We start from the raw sequence: 20,090 nt of genomic DNA, 5'->3' as shown, positions 1-20,090 counted from the left end.
TCTGCCGCCGCCCAATCCGGATGCCGACCAGCTGTTCAGATACGGCCGTTATCTGGAGAAGAAAGACGGACCCAAGGACTACAGCGCGGTGGCACGCTACTACCGGATCGCGGCGGCGCACGGACATTACAAGGCCAACAATAATCTTCAGCAACTGGTTTCAACCGGGCTTGCGCCATCGCCCGACGCGCCGAACGAAACCATCGATCTCGCACAACAGTTAATCGCGGCTGGCATTCCGGGCGGCTACTACGATATGGCGCATTACCTCGAACTCGGATATGGCGTGACGCGGGACCAGGAGAAGGCGCTTCGTTATTTCCGCAAGGCTGCGGACCTCGGCAGCCCCGAGGCGCAATTCTATGTCGGTGACCTGCTTTCCCCTCGGGACAGGGCTCCGGAGATTTCCCGGCAGATGATTCGGTGTGCAACGGATCAGGGAGACGGTAAAGCTGCAAACTACTTGGGCATAGACCTCTCGACGGACAAACTCTATTCCGAAGCACGAGCGGCGTTTCAGAAGGGTGTGCAAGCTGGAAACTCGCAATCCGCGTCATTCCTGAAGAATGGGTTCGATACGGACCCATCGGATGCACTTTATTACGTTGGGTTGCCTAAAGACGCAGAGCGATCGCACAGATACGAACTCATTTGGGAATTTCTCAACGCCAACGACGGCCACAATCCCAAGGTACCGGATATCGACCAGATCGTGCCACTGCCGCCCGCAAAGCTGCCGCCCTGGGACGGCACATTCCAGTGGCAGAAGGAACAGGACGCCGCACCGCCACCGCAGAAACCCGACGACCCACTGGTCGAGCGGCTTGCCCGCGAGAAAAACCTCGACCCGGCGACGGGACTTCCTCTTGCACCCGACAAACGCGCGAAGGCTGAGCGCTTACCGCTGGGTACGACGGTGCGCGCTGGCGAAGTCTGTCCGCAGGATGGCTACTGGTCCGTATGGCCGTTCAATGCCTACCGCGCCGACGCGACGCGACGGCTCAGCAAGGGCGAGACCATGCCGTATCTTTTCCTGAACGATCCGCGTCCCATTCCGGGCCTTGACGCGCTGCTCGGCATGCGCAGGCGTCCGACCGATAACGAATGGACCCTGAAGGCATACAGCGACGAGGCGTAGGGCTACGGAGGAAAGCCGTACTGCCAACCACGCTGCTGTGTCTGAGACGACACACCGATACGCGATCAAACGGAGACCACCCGCAAGACGACGCAGCGCAAAACGAAGATCGCCATGCGAATCGCACACACTGGATGCAGGCGCGCTCACCATTTCGCTCGAGCGCGCCTGGGCAGGCGACGGTACTGCCGACGCTCAATCAATCACGCATCGGCCACGGTGAAGCGCCGACTCGCCAGCTACAGCGCACCGACGACAGGGTTCGAGTCTTCACTTTCACGCATACTGACGCCCCGCGAAAACAAAGACCCCCCGTCCCACGCAGCCCCGCAATCGCCGACCTAAGTATCCGCAAAGTCAATCCCGGTCAACACACCCAGATGAGCGACGGTAGTGAAATGCGACTCATGCTTCGTATCGATGTTCAACTCACGCACGTTACCGCCCAGATCGGTCACAAACGCGCGGCGCCCCTGTAAGTCCAGCGACACACCAATGCCTTCGTGCAGCTCGCGCGCCAGCACCTCACGACCCACCAGTCCGGACGGCGTGATTCTGGCGCGATTCAGCGTATTGCCGTCGTGCGCATCGTCGCCACGATCCGTCCAGTAAAGCATGCTGTGGCGGTGATCGATATCGAGGTCGATCGGCTCGGGCAGGTCGGCCAGCATACATTCGACATCCGGGCGCTGATCGGCCGTCGCACCCGGCGGCAGTTCAATGCCCGCCCTGAAGATACGGCCTTCCCCGGCATCCGGCGGTCCCTTTTGCGTCCAGTAGACATGTCCGTTGGCCTTATCCAGCACAATGCCTACGCAATGACGGGTCGCGTCGCCCGTATCCTGCGGAAAATTCCCGGTGCGCACGAGTTCGGTCACCTCCGTCCCATCCAGCCGCGCGCGCATGACTCGCATGCCTTCGCGATCGCACCAGTACAGGTGACCGCCTTCCTTGTCCAGCACGAGTTCCTTCGGCGTTCCTGCCTTACCGGAAGGTACCAGCACACGATGCCCGCTACCGTCGAGCTTCGCGCTTTCGATCGTGCCGTCGTTCGGCGGAACCGCGCCGGAAGGCGGGTCGCCGTCGACCAGATGGATGCCCGTTCCCATGTTGGTCCAGTAAACCATCTGATTTTCAGCATCGACCTTGATGCCGTCCGGCGTGCGCGTCAGGTTCGCGATCACCACCTCGTGCGAACCGTCCGGTGACAGTTCGATGATCGCCGGTGGACGTGCCTGTAACACATACAGCGTACCGCCATTGTTCGTAGCCACAGTGAGTACCCTCCATTTGGTCACACCGACCGCCGCCGTATTGGCGGAGTCGATGCTCAGACTCGGCCGCTGCTGAACTGTTCCTGAGAAACTCGACGCACCCGACCACACCTCCCCGGCATTCGGAATGCTTACTGGAAGCAAGTGCGAGAAATTCCGTGCACCTCCGTGCTCAGCGTGCGAGCAGCGCCTTTGCGAGCCGGCCCAGGCGTCGGACGCCGTCCTCGATGCGTTCGTTCCACACGTGCCCGGCGCTCAGTCTCAGGCAATTGCGAAAACGCCGGCTCGCGGAGAAGACGTCGCCGGGTGCGAAGCAAATGCCTTGCTCAAGCGCTTTCTCGAAGAGTTGACGTGAATCGAAGCCTCGTGGCAATTCGAGCCAGAGCATAAAGCCCCCCGCGGGCCGGCTCACTTTCGTGTCGGCCGGGAAGCTCGCCTCGATCGTACGCGTCATGCGCGCGAGGTTCTGTTCGAAGATGCGGCGGATACGGCGCAAGTGGGTGTCGTAGGCGCCGCTTTCCAGGAAGTCCGCGAGCGCGATTTGAGGCAGCGCCGGGCCGCAGAGCGTGAACGCGAGCTTATGCTCCATCAACTGTTGCGCATAGGCGCCCGCCGCGATCCAGCCGATTCGGTATCCAGGCGCAAGACTTTTCGAAAACGAACTGCAGTAGATCGTATGGGCGCCGCCTTCGAGCGCGATAAACGGCTTCGGCCGCTCACGCGCGAAGTAGATGTCGCCGTAGACGTCGTCTTCGATCAGTGGCACGGCATGCTGCGCGAGTACCGCGAGAAGTGCCCGTTTGTCGGCCTCGGCCATGGTGGAGCCGAGCGGATTGTTGAAACTCGACGACAGCACGCAGGCTGCCACGGGTTCCGCATCGAGCAGGTGCGCCAGTGCGTCGACGTCGATGCCGCGCGTCGGGTGGGTCGGCAACTCGAATGCCTTCAGACCCAGTACTTCGATCGTATGAAGAAGTCCAAAGTAAGTGGGCGATTCAATCGCGATCGTATCGCCGCGCCGCGCGACCGTGGTGAGCGCGAGGGTCAGCGCCTCGGTGCAGCCGGCCGTGACGAGCACGTTGTCGGGCGATAGCGCATGACCGACGCGCATCGCACGCTTCGCGATCTCGCGGCGTAAGCGCGGTTGGCCGTGCGGTGGGCAATAGCCGCTGTACTGCGCGCCTTGTTGACGCGCGGCACGCGCGAGCGCGAGGTCGAGCCGCTTCGTCTGCAGCAGCGCCGAGTCGGGGAACGCGCAGCCGAGCGGCACGAGCGCGGGGTTCGACGCATGCTCGAGCAGCGTCGCTACGACCCCGCTGACCGAGACAGCCGACGCTTTCATCCGCGCCCGGGAGGGGGACGGCAACGCGAGTGTGCTGTGGCGCGAGGCCGCGACGTAAAAGCCCGACTGCGGCCGCGCGATCAGGATGCCGCGATCTTCGAGCAGACGGTACGCCTGCAAAGCGGTGGCAATACTGATTCGGTGCTGCTCGCTGACCGCGCGCACGGACGGCAGCCGCACGCCCGGTGCGAGCGCGCCATTGTCGATCATGCCGACGATGAGTTCGGCCAACTGCTCGTAACGGTATGAAGTGTGCGTGTCCATCAAAGCATCGTGACGGTGGATGCACGATTATCGATCCGGCATGCGCGGCTCGCCAAGCGAAATTGTGATGGTCGATCCGGTGGGAAATTGTGACTGTTATGGTCGGCTTGCGAGCGCTACGATGCATGGGTTCCGATTCCATCCGTCAGCACACCGCTACCCGCAGCGGATGACTCAAACGGATCGCCCATCGAAGCATTCACAGTCAAGACGAGGCCAAGGCATGAACGCTTTTCAGCAGAGTGTCGACGAAGCACGACGGTCAGGCTCCGGCAGCGAAAATACGCGGGCGTGGCATGGTCGCTTTCCCTACAATGAGATCATTTCACTGCTCGACGTGGATCGGCCATTCAATCTGGCGGAGAGCACGTCGCAAGACCTGACGGTTGGCGAACTGCTGGACCTTCCGGGTCTTGAGCGTATCCGCGATCTGAAGCTTGGTTATGGCAAATCGGCGGGCGCGGGAGCGCTTCGCGAGGCCATTGCGGAGGTCTGCAAAGTCCCCGCGGAGCAGATCGTCACGACGCAGGGTGCCGCGCTCGGTCTCTTTCTTCTCGCATTCGAAGTCTGCCGACCCGGCGACGAGGCTGTCCTCGCGACACCCTGCTTTCCGCCGGGCCGCGACGGTCTGCTTGGCGCCGGCGCCCGCGTCCGCGAGGTCAGATTATCGTTCGACAACGGATATCGACTGGACCTGGATCAGCTTGAGGCGAACCTGACGCCGAACACGAAGCTGGTCAGCATCGCTTCGCCGCAAAATCCTGGCGGCGTTCAGACGTTTCGGGTTGAGATCGAGAAGCTCCTCGGGTTGCTGGAAAAGCGGTCTGCGCAGGCGCTGCTTTTCGTCGACGAGACCTATCGCGAGGCCACCTATGGCGACGCTGCCGTGATCGACAGTTTTGCGGCGCTTGACGCGCGCATCGTCACGGGCGCGTCGGTATCGAAAGCGCTCGGCGCACCGGGCTTGCGCACCGGCTGGCTCACGGTAGCCGACGCGCAGCTGCGAGCGCGGCTGACCGTCGCGAAGATGAACACCGTCATCTCGGGGTCGGTGCTCGATGAAGCGCTCGCCGCCGCGCTGCTGCGCAACCGCGAAGGTGTGCTTGCACCGCGACGCCGGTTGCTAGGCGATGCGATTGAGCAACTGGCGACCTGGTGCAAGCGCGAGCAAAAGCGTGTCGAGTGGGTGCGTCCCGATGCCGGCGCGCTGTGCTGTGTGCGCCTGCGTCGCGACGCATTCGACGATCTCGCCGTGGCGCGCTTCTGGGATCTGTTGCCTCGGTACGAGTTGCAACTGGCGTGTGGAACATGGTTCGGCGAAAGCGATCGCGTCTTTCGTTTGGGCTTTGGTTATTTGCCGGCCGCGCGGTTCGGAGCGGCGTTGGCGGCTCTTTCTTCGGCTCTGGATGCTGCCACCGCATAATGGAACCGGAATTACAGTGTACGTGGCGTGCGGTTTGTCGACGTATGGATGAAATGCGATGTAGCGCGCCAGATGGCCGGAACGTTCACTTCCAGACATATCGGGTAAAAACATGAAAGTAAGCATCGCCTATATCGACGAGCCGCCGTTCTACTGGACTAGCCGTGAGGGTTTCGTGACGGGCTCGGACATCGAACTGGCCGATGTGGTGCTCCGCGCGATCGGTGTGACCTCGATCGAACATCATCTGACCTCGTTCGACGCGTTTCTGCCCGGGGTACGGGACGGCCGCTGGGACATGAACGTGCCGATGTTCGTCACGGCCGAGCGCGCACAACATGTTGCATTCAGCGTGCCGGTCTGGGCGCTGGGCGACGGATTCGTCGTGCACCACGGGAATCCCAAAACACTGACGAGCTACAACGCGGTCGCGCAGCGCAGCGACGCACGGTTGGGGTTGATCACGGGGCAGGTGCAGCTCAACTCCGCGAAGTCGGCGGGCGTGCGCGATAGCCAGTTCGTCATGTTCAAGGATCAGCCCGACGCAGTTGCCGCGCTTCGCGCGGGAACGATCGACGCATTCGCGGGAACGGCAGTGGGAAACCGTGCCGTGGCCAGCGCAAATCGGGAACTGGAAGCGGTTGCGCATGAAACGAGCAGGGAGAAGGGCGTGCCTGTCGGCGCCTTCTCGTTTAACAAAAACAATCCTGCTCTTTTGCAGGCGGTGAATCAGCAGCTCCGCACGTACCTGGGCTCAGCGGACCATCGCGCGCGCATGGCCAGGTACGGCCTGACGAAGGCGGAAATTGACAGCATAGCGGCGGCAAGCGTTTGACGCGTCGGCGGGTGGTGCGTCACCTGCGTGGAGGGCGGGTTGACCCTTTGGACGCGATGTTGTGGAGAGCATTGGATTGTTTGTAGCCGCAGGGAATTCGCATGGGGATTCGATTTTTCGCTGATGACTTTAGCGGGTCATCAGCGATCCATAGGATTTTCTCCGGAAGTCCAAACATTACTCTCCGAACAAAAGGATCCTGGCCAACCATGACAATTCCTTCATCCACAATCCCGCAGCGTCCTTCCGTATCCGCACCGGCACAACCTGTGGCAAACGAACCGGTCGCGACCCGCACCGCCCGTTCGGGCATGGCAACAGGTGGGTCCGCGGAATTGCGAAATTTGCCACCTCGAGCGCCTTCACCTGGGGCTGCCGCTTCGTCCGGCAGCGTGATCCGTTCACGCGGTGCATTGCCGGTGCCCGAACAGACCACCAGGGGCGAGCCAGAAATCAAGGAGATACCGCGAGACGCGCCCCCTGCGAAGCCTGAGAACGTATTGACGCAGCCCACCGCCGCAGTCGTACAAAACGCGGGACGCGCCATCCCCCGATTCACCGTCTCCGAGATCGCGAGCTGGCTGCATTTAAATACAAAGGACGAGCCCCATCTAGACCTGTACGATCTTCAAAAAAGGCTGGATCGAAACCAAACCCGGCCCATCAACACACGCGAACTGGCGCGCCTCGTGAACGAGGCTCGTCCCTCCCTGCTGTATGAACGGAAGGACGGTCATATCCCCAGAACCGAAGAGCTCGTTAAGGAAATCTCGGAAGGGCAGGTTGAGAACTGGCATCGTGCGCTCGGGGTGTCGAGAGACGAAGTCAAGAAGATGGAGCTTGCCGCGAAGAGGTCCGGGTGGTTTATACCAATGAGTAGCACGATCTTTAACCTGTTCAACTATGTAGGCGTTCCGCTGTGGACCAAAGGCTCATCGAGTCCCTGGGACCCGGCGACCGCCAGCATCACGGTGTCAACTGTTCAGCCATTTGCTACCGCACCGTCTCAATCGTTCTTCATCGGAATCATCGATTACCTGAGGCGCTACAACTTGACCGAAGTGCCACTGGATAAAACACACGTTAACAGCAAACGTACACACCCCGAGATCAAGGACCACATTGGCCAGGCCGCGACATCGATGAGTAAACACAGGGAGGCGGTGATGTCGCTCTTCCGCAAGCATGGCCTTGTCGACGGCGACGGCACGATCGACGACAACGAACTTGTTACCAAGCTCTCCGCTATCAACAGTTCGTCGGAGGATTCGAAGGCACTCGTCGACGCGTGCAGACAGTACATGGACGAGACGCTGAACCTATGCATAGGTGTCGACGAATTGCGTGGGCTCGACGCCGCGCACGCACGTCAGATCGAGTCACAGAAAGACCAGGTCGTGTCGCGCATGCTGCGCTCCGCCAGTAGCATTGGGGCTCCATTTTTCAGAGAACCCAACCCGCAGGTGGCACATTCTCCCATTAGCGATATATTCGCCATCAAGATACCGTCTGATAAGGTACTTTACCTGTCGATGGGCATCGCGATGTTTGCAATTGCTATGCAGCACCGTGCCGCAGGATCCGACGAGGTCAACGGCATGAAGCTCGAGCATAAGTTAAACGTATTGATGGCCGACATCTATAAAAATCCGGTGGACGGGTACATCAAACGGCCAATAACGGAGGCTGACATCAGCGAAGAAAAGTGTCGGAACCTGGTCGTGCCTGCGGAAGTCACGGTTGTGCGGCGGGTTGCCGAACGGCTCAAGGCTGCTCAAGACAAGCTCGAGGCAAAGCGTGACGCAGAGCTGAACAAAGCGAAGAGTGCAGCCCGAGCCGATGGCTCACTCCACGCGATGGAACGGGGCGAGACTCGACAGCTCACGGAACAGATCGCCGAGCTGGAGAGCGAAAGGCAGAAACTGGGAAAACTCCAGGTAACCGACTTGCGCGAGGAAACCAAGGCACTGCTGCAATATGCGTTCAACCGTCCATGGTCCTTCGCGTTAGGGGACGGACTGGCAAAAACGATGAAACCCGGTGAGTTTTCCTCGCAGACGATACAGCGAGCGGGTCAGGCATTGACGGGCGTCGTTGCGGGCGGTGCGATGGCGGCTGTGGGCGGACGCATAATTACAGCGAAGCTAGGCGGAACGAACGAGGTGAGTCATACCGTGCAGTTTATCCTCGCCCTGATGAGTGGGATGGTCGGACTTGTTGCCGCGCTGACCCAAGGGATGGTCACTAACATCAAGAATGAGCGTCGCGAGTCCAAAGATCCCCATTCGGTTAAAAGTGGAATTGAACAGTTTGCCAAAGGCGTTGGACTGCCCGTTGTCCTGACATACAACGCTGTTGCCAGGAGAAAAGCGCTGAACGACGCGGAATCTGCTCTCAGGGAGTTTGACCAATTGCATGCGTCGCTTGAACGAGTCTTTAGGGAATTGGACAACGCGGTACTTGAGGACGAAGCGGAAGCGCTGTTAGACGAACCGGAAGCCGAGGTCGCGCCGCAAGCGCATGGTGCAAAGGCCGGTGCATCCACCCAGACTGCGTTATCGGCCAACATGGCCGAAGACCGGTCCGCGTCAAAACCGGCCTAAGCCGGATTGAAACCCGGGAACGGGTTCAAGCGCTGCGCTTGAGCTCGTTTATCCGCCCCGCGACCGGTAGCAACCGCCCGTTACACACGCAGTGCCGGCTGAACCGCGTGCAGCAGCCCGCCGCTATCCAGCATCAAGCCTTGATCCACAAATAAGCGCCGCTCGCCAGATTGTCGAACATCTCGTCCGACGCTTGCAGAATGTTGTCGCGCCAATACATGCCGTGCTCGACATAGTGGTCGACCAGTTCGGCCAGGTAATCGCCGTTCACGTCATCGGCGAACGGCACGCGCACCAGCAGCACGATGCCGCCTGTTTCCGCATCGAGTCCGAGTTGCGCCTGATCCTGTGCGTAGATCGAAAGATTCGCTTCGAGCAGCAATCTGAAGATGCGCAACGTTCTGCCGCTCGTCACAATGCCATATTCGAAACTGAGGTAGATCGCCGCAGCGTCATCCTCGTAGAAATCGAGCGACGCGTCGAAGCCGCCCACCTGCAACTGACCGGCTTCAACGGTTTGCTGCGAGCAGGGTATGTCGAGTACCTGGCAAAGCTCGGTAAACAACGCATCGCGCCGTTCAATGCTCATGAATCACTGGCCCGAAAATAGAAATGCGGAAGAAAGGTCGTGCTGACGCGAACCGCGCCGCTCGCTCCTGCCGGGCAAAGCGCGGTTCGGTGCCGTGGTACATCCGGATAGTGACCGGCCTAACCAGCACGTGTGCAGAAAGGAATCAGCCCTGCGTAAGCGACTTCGCGCCTTTCGGACCGGCTTCCATCACCTGGAAGAGGGCTTGCGCGGCGTTGATGGCGTTCATTGCTTGCATCGCGGCATTCATCTGCGAGATAGCGCTAGTGGTGCTCGCGTCCATACTGCCCGAGTTGATCGCGCCCGTAGTGGCGTTCGAAACGGTCGATGTAACCGAGGTGCCCGCGCTGACTATATTTCCTGCAGCCATAATCCAATCTCCTAATAAATACCCGTCGCCGGGCAAAGCACGTCAACCGAACCATCGGTTGACACCAACCCGTGTGTCGCGATGGCGAGCACATGCGGGTTCGAACCTCACGAGCGGTGCGTTCAGGTTTGCCGCATCCGTTCGCAAATCGCGGCTGCGCTGACCAACCCGTCGTGCACGGCTTTCGCGGTACTGCGCGCGTAGCTGTCAGGCGTTGCCGCCGCTGCGGCAAGCACCGCGTGGGCCGTGTCGCGCAACTGACTGATCGCGGCGGCGACGCGTGGATCATCCGGGTTGACCGCGGCGATCGCGTTGATCTGATCCAGCGTGTTGAACGTTTCGACGGAAATCGCTTCGAACATGTCACTCTCCTTCGCTTCTGGGCTGGACGGTCGTGAACTCTTTGGTGCCGTCCGGCAGTTGTACATACCTTAAATCGCGTGTATCGATCACCGAAGCGACGTCGCGCGCCACTTCCTGCCGGCTCAGATGAAACTGCAGGGTGACCATGCCGTCGCCGTAATCGGTGGCGGCGTCCGACAGCCGGGTCTTGATGCGGGCTGGCTCAGGCACGTGTCCTGTCACGCTGAATTCACCACGGCCCACGTAGCGCACTTGCACCGACGGGTCGCCGGCGGCGGCGCTCAGGTCGTCGGCGATCGCATCGGCCACCGCGAAACGCGAGTCGACCGGCGTGCCTTGCAACGCCGCGAGCGCGGTGCGCGCGGCGAGCGCGTCGCGCGGTGTGGCCAACATGCCCGACACCACCACGCGGCCGTCGCGCTGGCTGACCACCAGGTCGCGTTGCCCGAGGCGGTCGAGCACCGCGCGCACATCGGCGAGCCGCGCCTGCGGCGCGGGATGACGGACGATTGCCGCATCGCTGTGCTGCGTGTTGATCGTGGCCACCACGATGCCCGCTGAAACGAGCACGGCACAGACCGCCGTACCGACTTTCAACGCAAGTTGCCGGCCGTGCCACGCGCCGTTGCGCTGACGTTTCGTCGCGGCTATCGCGGACGCGCTGTGCAGCCTGTCGAGCAGATCCGCGTCGCATGGCCACGTGAGATCAGCAGGGCCCACGCACAGCACGGTGTCGTAGCGACGCACCGGCACCCAGTCCCCGAGCACCTCCGGAAAGCGCCTGGCACGGGCCTCGTCCGCCAGCTCCAGGGTAACGCGGCCATCTTCGTAGCATTCGATGATCAACGAATCGCCCTGCCAATCGAGCAATTGAATATCCGCTTCGATATCCCGACCGATCTTCACTCTACCTGGCGACAAGTCTAGTGTTGCACCGCACTGGCGGCCGGTGAGGATACGAATAATCTTTTTCATGACCGAATTTCCTCTTGCCGCTCACGGCCGCGGCGTTGCCGCGACAACGCATGCGAAATCGCACGCGATCTGCCGATCGACGCCGGCAGACGCGGCCTATGCAGGCTCAGCAGCACAAGCGGCGCCAGCAGATGCAGGCATTGCTGTGCATCACTAAATGAGTCAGGCGCACGAGGGGCCGATTGCGAAGCGCCGCTTGCCTTCACCAGGATCTCGCGTATGCGCGCGAGCGTCGATGCGACTTGCTGCGGCGATGTGCCGCGCACGCGAGCTTGCAAGCAATCGGCGAGCACGCGCGTTGCTTCGTGGATGAGCGGTTTTTCTGTTCTCGTGCGTAGGCTAGCGTCGAGCAGCGCGAGCAACTTCGCCCGTGCCGACGCGATGTCGAGCGTGGCTTGCGGTTGGGCCGCCGCCGCGCTACGGGGCCGACCGGCATTGAACGGCATGCCGGGGCGTGCTTGCGCCCGGCGCTTGCGAGACAGTTCAAGCGCCATCAGCGGCGCCTGGCGCTCGCGCTGTTCCTGCTGCTGTTGCTGCGATCCAGAGCCTTGCTGGCCGCCCGCGCCTTGACCGGCACCGACCCGACTCGCGTGGAGCGCCGCTTCGCCTTCGCTCTGCGCTTCCGCATAGTCCGGTTCCTCGTTCTCGTCGCCGTCGGCGAGCGCATGCGCGCCACGCGCGCGCAAACGCTGCCGCGCAGAACTCTTTTTATTGTTCCGCTGCGGCTTGCCGCGCACGACCTTAAGCAGCTTTTGCAGGTTGCCGGTAGCAACGCGCTGCTCGGCGCTGGCGCCGCGCCGACGCAGCCGATGCTTGCCGCCAGTCGGCTCGGTCGACACAGCCGGAGTGGCGGCTGGGGTTGCCGCTGGCTGAATGGACGGTTGCACCGCCAGTGGGGTGTAAGTGACACCGAGTTTCATTGAAAGATCACCTGAGTGACGGACCGCGCGAATCCCGCGATCACCGAAGCGCCCCACGGCGCGCCGATCAGCACGACGAGCGTGACGACGATCAGCTTCGCGAGCTGCGAGATGCTTGCGTCCTGCAACGAGGTGATCGCTTGCAGGAACGAAACAAGCAGCCCCGACAGCGCAGCGGTCGCGACGACGGGAAGCGACACGATGAGGCACACTTTCAGCGCACCCGTCGTCAACTGCACGATAGTTTCGTAGTCCATGGTCAATCCACCGGTGACGTTATCGATAGGTCGAAATCAGGCCGTGGACCAGCATGGACCAGCCGTCCATCTCGACGAACAGCAACAGCTTGAACGGGATCGCAACGTTGGTCGGCGTGACCTGGGACAGGCCGAGCGCCATCAGCACGTTGGCGACCACGAGGTCGATCACGATGAAAATCAGGTACAGCAGCAAGCCGATCTTGAATGCGGACGTCAGCTCTCCGACCGTGAAGGCGGGCGCCAGCACGATCAGGTCGTTGGGCTTGACCTGAGCCGCGATCGCGGCCGGCCAGATTTCCTTCGCCGAGCGCATGAAAAACGCTTTGTCGCGCTCGCTCGTGTGTTTCAGCAGGAACTGCCGGAACGGCTCGCGCGCCGCATCGAACATCGATGTGACGCCGACCGTGTCGCCGCCTGGATCGCGTGCCGGCGCCGCCGCGGAATACGCTTGCATGCCGACCGGCGCCATCACGAAGCAGGTCACAATCAGTGCGATGCCGTTGGTCACCATCGGTGGCGGCACCTGCTGGGTGCCGAGCGCATTGCGCAACAGCCCCAGCACGATCGAGATCTTGGCGTACGACGTCACCACCATCGCGAAGAACGGCAGCAGGCCGAGCGCGAGCAGCGTGATGAGCAGCGACGCGATGTTGAGTTCGTTATTCATGGGCCTGGGCAATACGCGTGACCTGAACGCCGAGATAGCCTCCCACCGCCACGAGGTGCCCGGTGCCGATGCGCTGTCCGTGTGTGACGAGGTGGACTTCCGCATGGGCGAGCGGCGTCGCCAGCGGCAGGATCGAGCCGGCCTGCAGGGTCGCGAGCTCGGCCAACGGTAATTCCAGCGCGGGCAGTTCGACATGCACCGCAACCTGCATCGCGTTCAATGGGGTGAGAGAATCGGGAGTGGGCAGTTCGTGGTCCATGGCAGCAGGTGAGGTCAGAAGAAGGATTTGCGTGCCGTCGACCGTGACGGCCATGCGATGGCAAGCGGCGCGCGTCGCACCCCACACAAGCGTGGCGTTCAGCGGCGTGGCGATGGTTGGTGTGGCGCACGGTTGCGCGCCGTCCCAGCCGATCAGCACATCGCCGGGTTTGACCGACGCCAGCACGGTCACCGCATAGCGACGGCTGAACAGGCGCAGCGTACCAGGCACACGCAACTGCGCGAACGCGGCGGGCAGCGGCGCGCCGGCGGCAAGCGGGCGCAATGCGTCGATGAAATCGCCGCCTGCGTCGTCGACCGCGACAACGATGCGTTCGTCACCGATCTGGACGCGTACCGGCAAGCCGTCGCGTGGCGCTGCGGCGTCCGCGCTGAGCGCGGCGATCCTGGGTTGCGCGATGCCGTATTGACGTAGCGCTTCGAGCAGCGGTTCAAGCCACAGATTGGCAAGTGCAATGCGGCGCTGTTCGTCGGCATCCTCCGCGATGCTTTCGAGGCCCGGGAAACGGTGCAGATCGAAGCAGCAGCACAGATGGCCTGTATCGCTAGTGATCCTGATCGAGCCTGGCCGCAGCGGCGCGGCTGTGTCGCCATGCAATACGTCGACCGGTACGGCATCCCGACTGGCGCTCAGAGCGCACGACAACTGCGCGAGGCGAGCGCTGTAGTGCTGCAGATACGGCGCAAGCGGTTCAAAGGCGGATGATGGGCTCATGTTCTCTGCAAGACGTTTCGGCAAACCACGTCAGTCGGCGATTTCGACTCTCGTGGGTCTGGACGTGCGTCGCGTGAGGCGCTCGGCCAGGTCGTTCGCGTGCAGGCAGAGTAGGCTTGTCGCGCCTGGATCGCGACTTTCGAACCGAACGACTAGGCCCGCGGGCGAAATCTGCAATGTCGCGCGTGTATCGGGCAAAACAGCGGGGTCGAGCTGGAGCGGAATCTCGAACGAGCCGGCGAGCGTATCGTTCTGATCGGCTAGCGCTTCGTCAATCTGGCCGTCGAACGCATGCAGCAGCGCATGTGGATTGCGTGGCTGGACCGCGTCGGCGCGACGGGCGTCCGGTGCAACCGGTGACCGCGTCTCACCGTCGCGGGGTCGCGCGCTGTGACCTGCAGCGTAGCTCGGGGTGCGGCGGCTTACACGCGATGCAAGCGAACGATCGGCATCCCGAACTTCCTGTAACAGTGTGCCGCGGCGCATCCCGTCGGCCGTCATGCCGCGTACGTGCGGCGCGGAGGTGGCGCCGCCGGGGGCCAAACGCGTGTCGCGCGGACTGTCGCCTGTGCCGGAAGCATCGGACAACGCGGCGTCAGGCGTCAGCGGCTCGGTGCCTGGCGCGATGTCTGTGCGCGTGTCCGCGTGCGGGGCTTCGTCCACGCGGGCATTGGCTGTGCGCGCGCGTGTGTCCGGCAGCAGGGCCGGGAGCGTGTCGCTTTGCCGGTTTGCGTTCGAAGGCGCGCCGCTCGCGTGGTTTGCAACGCGAGCGGCGTTCGCTTCAGGCACGTCGCGTCGAGGCGGAGCGGGGTCCGGTTCCTGATTGTGTCGCGCATCCGTCTTATCGTTACCGTACGGGGTTGGCGCGGCATGCGCCCCGGCGTCGTGCGCGGGCAACCAGTGCGGCCGCGTCTGCACGTGCGCGGCGGCGTGCTTCGTCGCAAGCGCGCGTGCGAATCGCGCGGCGAGCGCACCGGATACGTCGTCCGGATGCGGTGCACGGGCCGCATCAACGGCATCCTGTTGCGGCGACGCGACGGGAGAGTGAAATGGGGAAGGGGTGATCATCAGCAGCGCCTCGCACGAAGCAATCAGACAGTGAGGCTGCCGACCAGTTGAAGATCGAGCTGCCCGTTCAGTTCCTGAAACGAATAGACGTGTAGCCAGCCCAACCGCTTTTCGATCAGCCTGCGCACATAACGTCGGATGTCGGCCGCCGTGACGAGCGCGAGGTTCTCGGGCGGGGAGGGCGGCACGAGCTGTTCAAGGCGCGTAAGGATCGCTTCGACGTGGCTCGGCTCCAGCGTGACGAAGTTGCCCGCCGGCGTCGGCTTGATCGACATCCGGATGGTTTGCTCGAGCGTCTGGTCGAGCACGATGGCGGGCAGCGAGTGTGTGCCGCGGCTGGCCCGATGCGCAATCACGCGGCTCAGGTCGCCGCGCACGTACTCGGTCAGCATGATCAGGTCTTTTTCCTTTGGGCCCCAGCCGACCAGGCTCTCAAGGATCGAGCGAACATCGCGGATCGGAATCTGCTCTTCGAGCAGCCGCCGGAACACTTCGGCGATGCGCTGCAGCGGCAACGCCTTCTGCACTTCCGCGACGAGACCCGGATAGTCGGTGCCGACGCGCTCGAGAATCCATTGGGTTTCCTGGATGCCGATAAAGAGCGCCGCCTCCCGGCGCAACAGACGAATCGCGTCGCGTGCGATCAGGCTTTCGCGGTCGGCGGTTTCCGTATTCGACGGGGGGCCGTCTGCGCGTTGCGCCACCGCAGCGGTCACCGATGCCGCGACGTCGATCGCCTCGACCGGAATGTCGTGAATCAGCACTTCGAACCATTCGCCGCTCAACGCGTCGGTCGACCAGAATACGATGCCGGGAAACGGCAGTCCGAGTTCTTCGGCGGCGAGCCGCCGTCCGGATTCGAACGCCTGGTCAAGCCGCTGGCTGTCGAGCGAGCTCGACAATTGCGGTGCGAGGCGCACGGCGAGCGGAACGGCAAAGGGCGGCGGATTCACGAGAATGCTGTTCGCTTCGCTCTTGACCCCTTCGCGCTGCAGTGACGACAGCGTCTGATCAGCGCTCTTGCCCTTGCGCAGCGCGCGGCGCACGAGGTGTCCGCCGCCCATCAGCGCGGCGGCCAGGATCAGGAACAAGGTCGAAGGAAAGCCCGGCACCAGCGCGAAGCCGCATAGCAGCGCGGCGGCGGTGGTCAGCGCGCGCGAGCTGGTGGTGAGCTGCGCCGCGATCTCGGTGCCGAGCGAGCGCGGCTTGTCGTGCTCCTTTGAAACGCGCGTGATCATCACGCCGGCCGCGACCGAGATCAGCAGCGAAGGAATCTGCGACACCATCGCATCGCCGATCGACAGCACCGAAAAGCGGCTGGCCGCTTCGCCGGCGGACATGCCATGGTAGGTCGTACCGATCACAATGCCGGCCGAGATGTTGACGAGCGTGATGACCAGGCCCGCGATCGCGTCGCCCTTGACGAACTTCATTGCGCCGTCCATGCCGCCGTGCAGCTGGCTTTCCAGCGCGAGATGGGCACGCTGCCCGCGCGCCGCCTCCGCGCTCAGGTTGCCGGCGCGCACATCGGCGTCGATGCTCATCTGTTTGCCCGGCATCGCGTCGAGCGTAAAGCGTGCGCCGACCTCGGCGACCCGCTCGGAGCCCTTGGCAATCACGATGAACTGAACGGTCGTGATGATCAGGAAAACCACGACGCCGACCACGAGGTTGCCGCCCACCACGAGTTCGCCGAAGCTCTGGATGATGTGGCCGGCGTCCGCGTGCAGCAGGATCGACTTGGTCGACGCGATGTTCAGCGAGAGCCGGAACAGCGTGGTGAACAGCAGCAGTGACGGAAACGACGACAGGCTGGTCGCATTCGGCATGTACATCGTCGCGGTCAGCAGCAGCACGCTGAGGGTGATGTTGATCGACAGCAGCATGTCGATCAGATACGTCGGCAACGGCAGGATCATCAGCGCGACGATCGCGACGATCAACGCGGCGATGCCGACCTCGCCCGAGTACTCCTGAAGGGGTAATTTCATGACTATCCTTTTACTGTGTGGATGGCTGCGCGCCGAGTTGTGCGACCCATGCGAGGATTTCGGCGACGGCCTCGAATAGCATTTCCGGAATCGCCTGCTCGAGCGGGACCCGATAGAGGGCGCGCGCGAGCGGCGCGTGCGGAATAATCGGTATGCCAGCCGCGCGGGCCGCTTCGCGAATCTCGAACGCGTCGGCGTCGACGCCCTTGGCGATCACGCGCGGCAGTCCGTGCTCTTCGGGCACGTAGCGGATCGCCACCGCGTAGTGCGTCGGATTGACGACCACCGCCTGGGCCTGCGTGACATGCTTCGCCGGCGCCGATTCGACGTTTTCGCGGGCGATCTGCTTGCGCTTGCCCTTGATGTCCGGATCGCCTTCCGATTCCTTGTATTCGCGTTTCACTTCGTCCTTGCTCATCCGCTGCTCGCGCATGAAGAGCCACAACTGGATGCCGAAGTCGGCCGCGCCGAGCACCAGATAGACCAGCCCGGCTACCATCACGAAGCGGCACAGTCCGCGCCATGACACTTCGATCACGTCGTCGATCGGCTGGTAGGCCACGCTGGCCGTGGCGGGCACCAGCAGCAGCACCACCTTGTAGAGAATCGCGCCGAGTACGACCGCCTTGATCATCGTTTTCGCGAGCTCGAGCAGCGAGCGCAGCGAGAACAGCCGCTTGATGCCCGCCGCGGGGTTTACCGCGTTCCCGTTCAACTCGAGCGGCTTGAACGAGATCTGCAGACCCGTCTGCATCGCCAGCGCCGCGAGCGGCAGCAGCAGCGCGGCGATCAGGATCGGCAACAGAATGACGCTCGCCTCGAGCGCAATCGCCTTCAGCGTTTCGGTCAGGTTCAGATCCGGAGACGCCGCGTGCGCGACGTCGAGGCCGATGGTCAGCAATTGCCGGAAGTGGTCGCCAAGCGGGCCGCCCGCGAACGACAGCGCCGCGCTACCGCCCAGCAGCGACGCGGCGGCCGCGAGGTCGGCGCTCTTCGGCACCTTGCCGTCTTTGCGCGCGTCCTTGAGCTTCTTTTCGGTGGGCGATTCGGTTTTTTCGTCGGACATGGCGGTTCCGGGGACGAACTTCGATGGCGGGTGACGCACACCGCGTCGCGCCATAAGGGCACGCACGGTGGGATGCCGCATCGTCGGCGACGCGCGCCACACGGTCGCCGCATCACGCGAAATCCGCGGTCCAGCGCCGAACTGGCGGCGCGCTGTTCGGTTTTGGGCGCGAACCGTTCGCAGCCCCGGATGAAGATCGGTAGGCGAACGGACATCCTTCGCCATCGTTCCGCCCAGCATCCACGGTGAGCCGGGGGAGCGCACAGAACCTACTCTGGAGAAAACGCGTGTTCGATGTGACTTCGTGCCCCGACAAACTGGTATCAGCGCTGATCGAGCTGCTCGTCACCAGCATGAATCGCCGTTACCTCGACGAAGCGGAAAGCCTGCTGGCCGCTTTGCATCAGATGCGGCCCAGATTTCGCGAACTGCATGTGTACGACGTGTGGCTGCTGATGAAGCAGAAGCGCTTTGCCGAGGCGACGCAGATTCTGCGCGAGCTCGAGTCGCAGCCGTTGCAGGCTCCGTTCGGCGCATATGTCGGCGCGCTGCTTGCAATCTGTCTGTTCTCGGTCGGCGATCCGACGTGGCGCGTGTTTGCCAACGAGGTGCTGGCGCGCGACGAGGACGAAGAGTCGGTGAGCCTCGTCAACATTCTGCTCGGCAACCGCAAACGGACCGCCGAGCAACTCAAGCAGTCCCCACCGGACGCGTCCGTGTCAAACGGCGTGTCGCCTTTTTCGACCAACTGCTTCATGCGTGCGTAGGAGCTCCCCATGTCGACCTTCCATACTGTCGTGACGCGGGTGAGCGCCGTGGACCCGCTGAGTGCGTCGGCCAGCGCGAGCGGTGCTGGCGGCGCCGGCGCGCCCGCACCGGCGCCGGTGACGCTGCCGCCGGCTGCCGACCCCGCGCAGTCCGACCGTTTCAGCCAGATGCTCGAATCGGTGCAGGTGCGCAATACGGCCGGCCCGCTCGCGGCGTCCCACCCGTCGGCGGTATCCGAGTTCGTCACCGCGCAGGATCGGGCGTTCGTCGAACTCGGCGGGTCCGTCGATGCGTTCGCGCATAACGTGCCGCATCTGAGCATGCCGGAAATGACGGCGCAGATGGTCGATCTTCAATTCCGCGTCACCCAGGCGATGATCAAGGTGGAAGTCGGCATCGGGTTTGCGCAGGGCGGCAAGGGCGCCGTCCAGAACCTGATGAAGAGCCAGTGATATGACACACCTTTGCATGCGGATGCGCAGGTGGGGCGGCTGGCTTGCGATTCTTGTCGCGGCCTGCCTGCTCGCGGGCTGCGACAAACAGCTTTATTCGCAGCTCAGCGAAGCGGATGCGGACGACATGCTGACCGTCCTGTACGACGCCGGCGTCGAGTCGCAAAAGACCTCGCCGGACGACGGCAAGACGTGGGTTGTCACCGTCCCTGCCGATCAGTTCGGCTACTCGATGCAGTTGCTGCACGAACAGGGTCTGCCGCATAACCGGTATACGAACCTCGGCGACATGTTCAAGAAGGACGGGTTGATCTCCACGCCGACTGAGGAGCGCGTGCGTTTCATCTACGGCGTGTCGCAGCAGTTGTCGGCGATGCTGTCGCGCATCGACGGCGTCGCGTACGCGGACGTGCAGATCGTGCTGCCGAATAACGATCCGCTGTCGAACGTGGTGAAACCGTCGTCGGCGGCGGTATTTATCAAATACCGTCCGAATACCGATGTGCGGTCGCTGTTGCCGAGCATCAAGAATCTTGTCGTGCATAGCGTCGAAGGCCTCGATTACGCGAACGTCACGGTGACCTTCGTGCCGACCGCCACGCCGGTGCCGCCGCGTCCGCGCGGGCATGGGGCCGCGTGGTGGGGGCTCGGCGCGGTGCTCGCGGTGCTGGGCGCGGCGGGCGGCGCCGCTTTCCTGCTGCGCCACCGGTGGCTGCCGCTCCTGCGTG

Annotated in this window: 20 protein-coding genes; 7 read left to right on the top strand and 13 right to left on the bottom strand. The window is 62.9% G+C overall.

What is annotated here, in order from left to right; genetic code table 11:
- The coding region (locus HV796_RS36115) for an SEL1-like repeat protein (RefSeq protein WP_175232653.1) at positions 1–1,138 on the top strand (1,138 nt) is incomplete at its 5' end.
- Between the two features lie 341 nt (positions 1,139–1,479).
- On the opposite strand, the gene HV796_RS36110 is transcribed toward HV796_RS36115, so the two are convergent.
- On the bottom strand, positions 1,480–2,412 hold the full coding sequence (locus HV796_RS36110) for an SMP-30/gluconolactonase/LRE family protein (protein ID WP_175232652.1): 933 nt from the start codon (positions 2,410–2,412) through the stop codon (positions 1,480–1,482).
- Positions 2,413–2,584: 172 nt separating this feature from the next.
- Entirely contained in the window at positions 2,585–4,018 is a 1,434-nt protein-coding gene (locus HV796_RS36105) for an aminotransferase-like domain-containing protein (RefSeq protein WP_175232651.1), read from the bottom strand.
- 223 nt (positions 4,019–4,241) lie between these two features.
- On the opposite strand from HV796_RS36105, the gene HV796_RS36100 reads away from it, so the two are divergent.
- The 3 genes from HV796_RS36100 to HV796_RS36090 all read left to right on the top strand — a co-directional run bounded on the left by HV796_RS36100 (position 4,242) and on the right by HV796_RS36090 (position 8,879).
- On the top strand, positions 4,242–5,441 hold the full coding sequence (locus HV796_RS36100) for a pyridoxal phosphate-dependent aminotransferase (protein WP_175232650.1): 1,200 nt from the start codon (positions 4,242–4,244) through the stop codon (positions 5,439–5,441).
- A 112-nt stretch (positions 5,442–5,553) separates the two neighbouring features.
- Positions 5,554–6,276, top strand: a complete 723-nt coding sequence (locus tag HV796_RS36095; protein WP_175232649.1) for a transporter substrate-binding domain-containing protein — start codon at positions 5,554–5,556, stop codon at positions 6,274–6,276.
- Positions 6,277–6,485: 209 nt separating this feature from the next.
- Positions 6,486–8,879: a hypothetical protein gene (locus HV796_RS36090; RefSeq protein WP_175232648.1), complete on the top strand. Its 2,394-nt coding sequence runs from the start codon at positions 6,486–6,488 to the stop codon at positions 8,877–8,879.
- Between the two features lie 133 nt (positions 8,880–9,012).
- Here HV796_RS36090 and HV796_RS36085 read toward each other — a convergent pair whose 3' ends face one another.
- The 11 genes from HV796_RS36085 to sctU form a co-directional block, all read right to left on the bottom strand.
- Positions 9,013–9,468, bottom strand: coding sequence for a CesT family type III secretion system chaperone (locus tag HV796_RS36085; protein ID WP_175232647.1), 456 nt, complete (start codon positions 9,466–9,468; stop codon positions 9,013–9,015).
- 145 nt (positions 9,469–9,613) lie between these two features.
- Positions 9,614–9,838, bottom strand: a complete 225-nt coding sequence (locus HV796_RS36080; protein ID WP_175232646.1) for a hypothetical protein — start codon at positions 9,836–9,838, stop codon at positions 9,614–9,616.
- Positions 9,839–9,960: 122 nt separating this feature from the next.
- On the bottom strand, positions 9,961–10,200 hold the full coding sequence (locus HV796_RS36075) for a hypothetical protein (protein WP_175232645.1): 240 nt from the start codon (positions 10,198–10,200) through the stop codon (positions 9,961–9,963).
- A gap of 1 nt (position 10,201) precedes the next feature.
- Positions 10,202–11,176 (bottom strand): HrpD5 family protein, encoded by a 975-nt coding sequence (gene hrpD5, locus HV796_RS36070; protein WP_175232644.1) that lies wholly within the window; start codon positions 11,174–11,176, stop codon positions 10,202–10,204.
- Positions 11,173–12,096: a hypothetical protein gene (locus HV796_RS36065; RefSeq protein ID WP_175232643.1), complete on the bottom strand. Its 924-nt coding sequence runs from the start codon at positions 12,094–12,096 to the stop codon at positions 11,173–11,175. Before HV796_RS36065 ends, hrpD5 begins: the two co-directional genes overlap by 4 nt.
- Positions 12,093–12,353, bottom strand: coding sequence for an EscS/YscS/HrcS family type III secretion system export apparatus protein (locus HV796_RS36060; protein ID WP_175232642.1), 261 nt, complete (start codon positions 12,351–12,353; stop codon positions 12,093–12,095). The genes HV796_RS36065 and HV796_RS36060 overlap by 4 nt, the downstream gene beginning before the upstream one ends.
- Positions 12,354–12,372: 19 nt before the next feature.
- A complete protein-coding gene (gene sctR / locus HV796_RS36055; protein ID WP_175232641.1) occupies positions 12,373–13,023 on the bottom strand; it encodes a type III secretion system export apparatus subunit SctR in 651 nt (216 codons plus the stop codon).
- Positions 13,016–14,017: a type III secretion system cytoplasmic ring protein SctQ gene (gene sctQ, locus HV796_RS36050; protein WP_175232640.1), complete on the bottom strand. Its 1,002-nt coding sequence runs from the start codon at positions 14,015–14,017 to the stop codon at positions 13,016–13,018. The genes sctR and sctQ overlap by 8 nt, the downstream gene beginning before the upstream one ends.
- A 30-nt stretch (positions 14,018–14,047) precedes the next feature.
- Positions 14,048–15,085 carry a type III secretion HpaP family protein gene (locus tag HV796_RS36045; RefSeq protein ID WP_175232639.1) on the bottom strand — a complete coding sequence of 346 codons (1,038 nt, stop codon included), beginning with the start codon at positions 15,083–15,085 and terminating at the stop codon, positions 14,048–14,050.
- A gap of 23 nt (positions 15,086–15,108) precedes the next feature.
- A complete protein-coding gene (locus HV796_RS36040) occupies positions 15,109–17,076 on the bottom strand; it encodes an FHIPEP family type III secretion protein (RefSeq protein WP_175232638.1) in 1,968 nt (655 codons plus the stop codon).
- A gap of 10 nt (positions 17,077–17,086) precedes the next feature.
- Positions 17,087–18,142 carry a type III secretion system export apparatus subunit SctU gene (sctU, locus tag HV796_RS36035; RefSeq protein WP_175232637.1) on the bottom strand — a complete coding sequence of 352 codons (1,056 nt, stop codon included), beginning with the start codon at positions 18,140–18,142 and terminating at the stop codon, positions 17,087–17,089.
- Positions 18,143–18,429: 287 nt separating this feature from the next.
- On the opposite strand from sctU, the gene HV796_RS36030 reads away from it, so the two are divergent.
- The 3 genes from HV796_RS36030 to sctJ form a co-directional block, all read left to right on the top strand.
- Positions 18,430–18,909, top strand: coding sequence for an HrpB1 family type III secretion system apparatus protein (locus HV796_RS36030; protein ID WP_175232636.1), 480 nt, complete (start codon positions 18,430–18,432; stop codon positions 18,907–18,909).
- Between the two features lie 9 nt (positions 18,910–18,918).
- Positions 18,919–19,362: a hypothetical protein gene (locus HV796_RS36025; protein ID WP_175232635.1), complete on the top strand. Its 444-nt coding sequence runs from the start codon at positions 18,919–18,921 to the stop codon at positions 19,360–19,362.
- Between the two features lies 1 nt (position 19,363).
- The coding region (sctJ, locus tag HV796_RS36020) for a type III secretion system inner membrane ring lipoprotein SctJ (protein WP_425497107.1) at positions 19,364–20,090 on the top strand (727 nt) is incomplete at its 3' end.

Origin of the sequence: Paraburkholderia humisilvae, assembly GCF_902859855.1 — a bacterium.
Taxonomy (GTDB): Bacteria; Pseudomonadota; Gammaproteobacteria; order Burkholderiales; family Burkholderiaceae; genus Paraburkholderia; species Paraburkholderia humisilvae.
The sequence above is the reverse complement of the archived record's forward strand: the minus strand, read 5'-3'. Positions and strand labels throughout refer to the sequence as shown.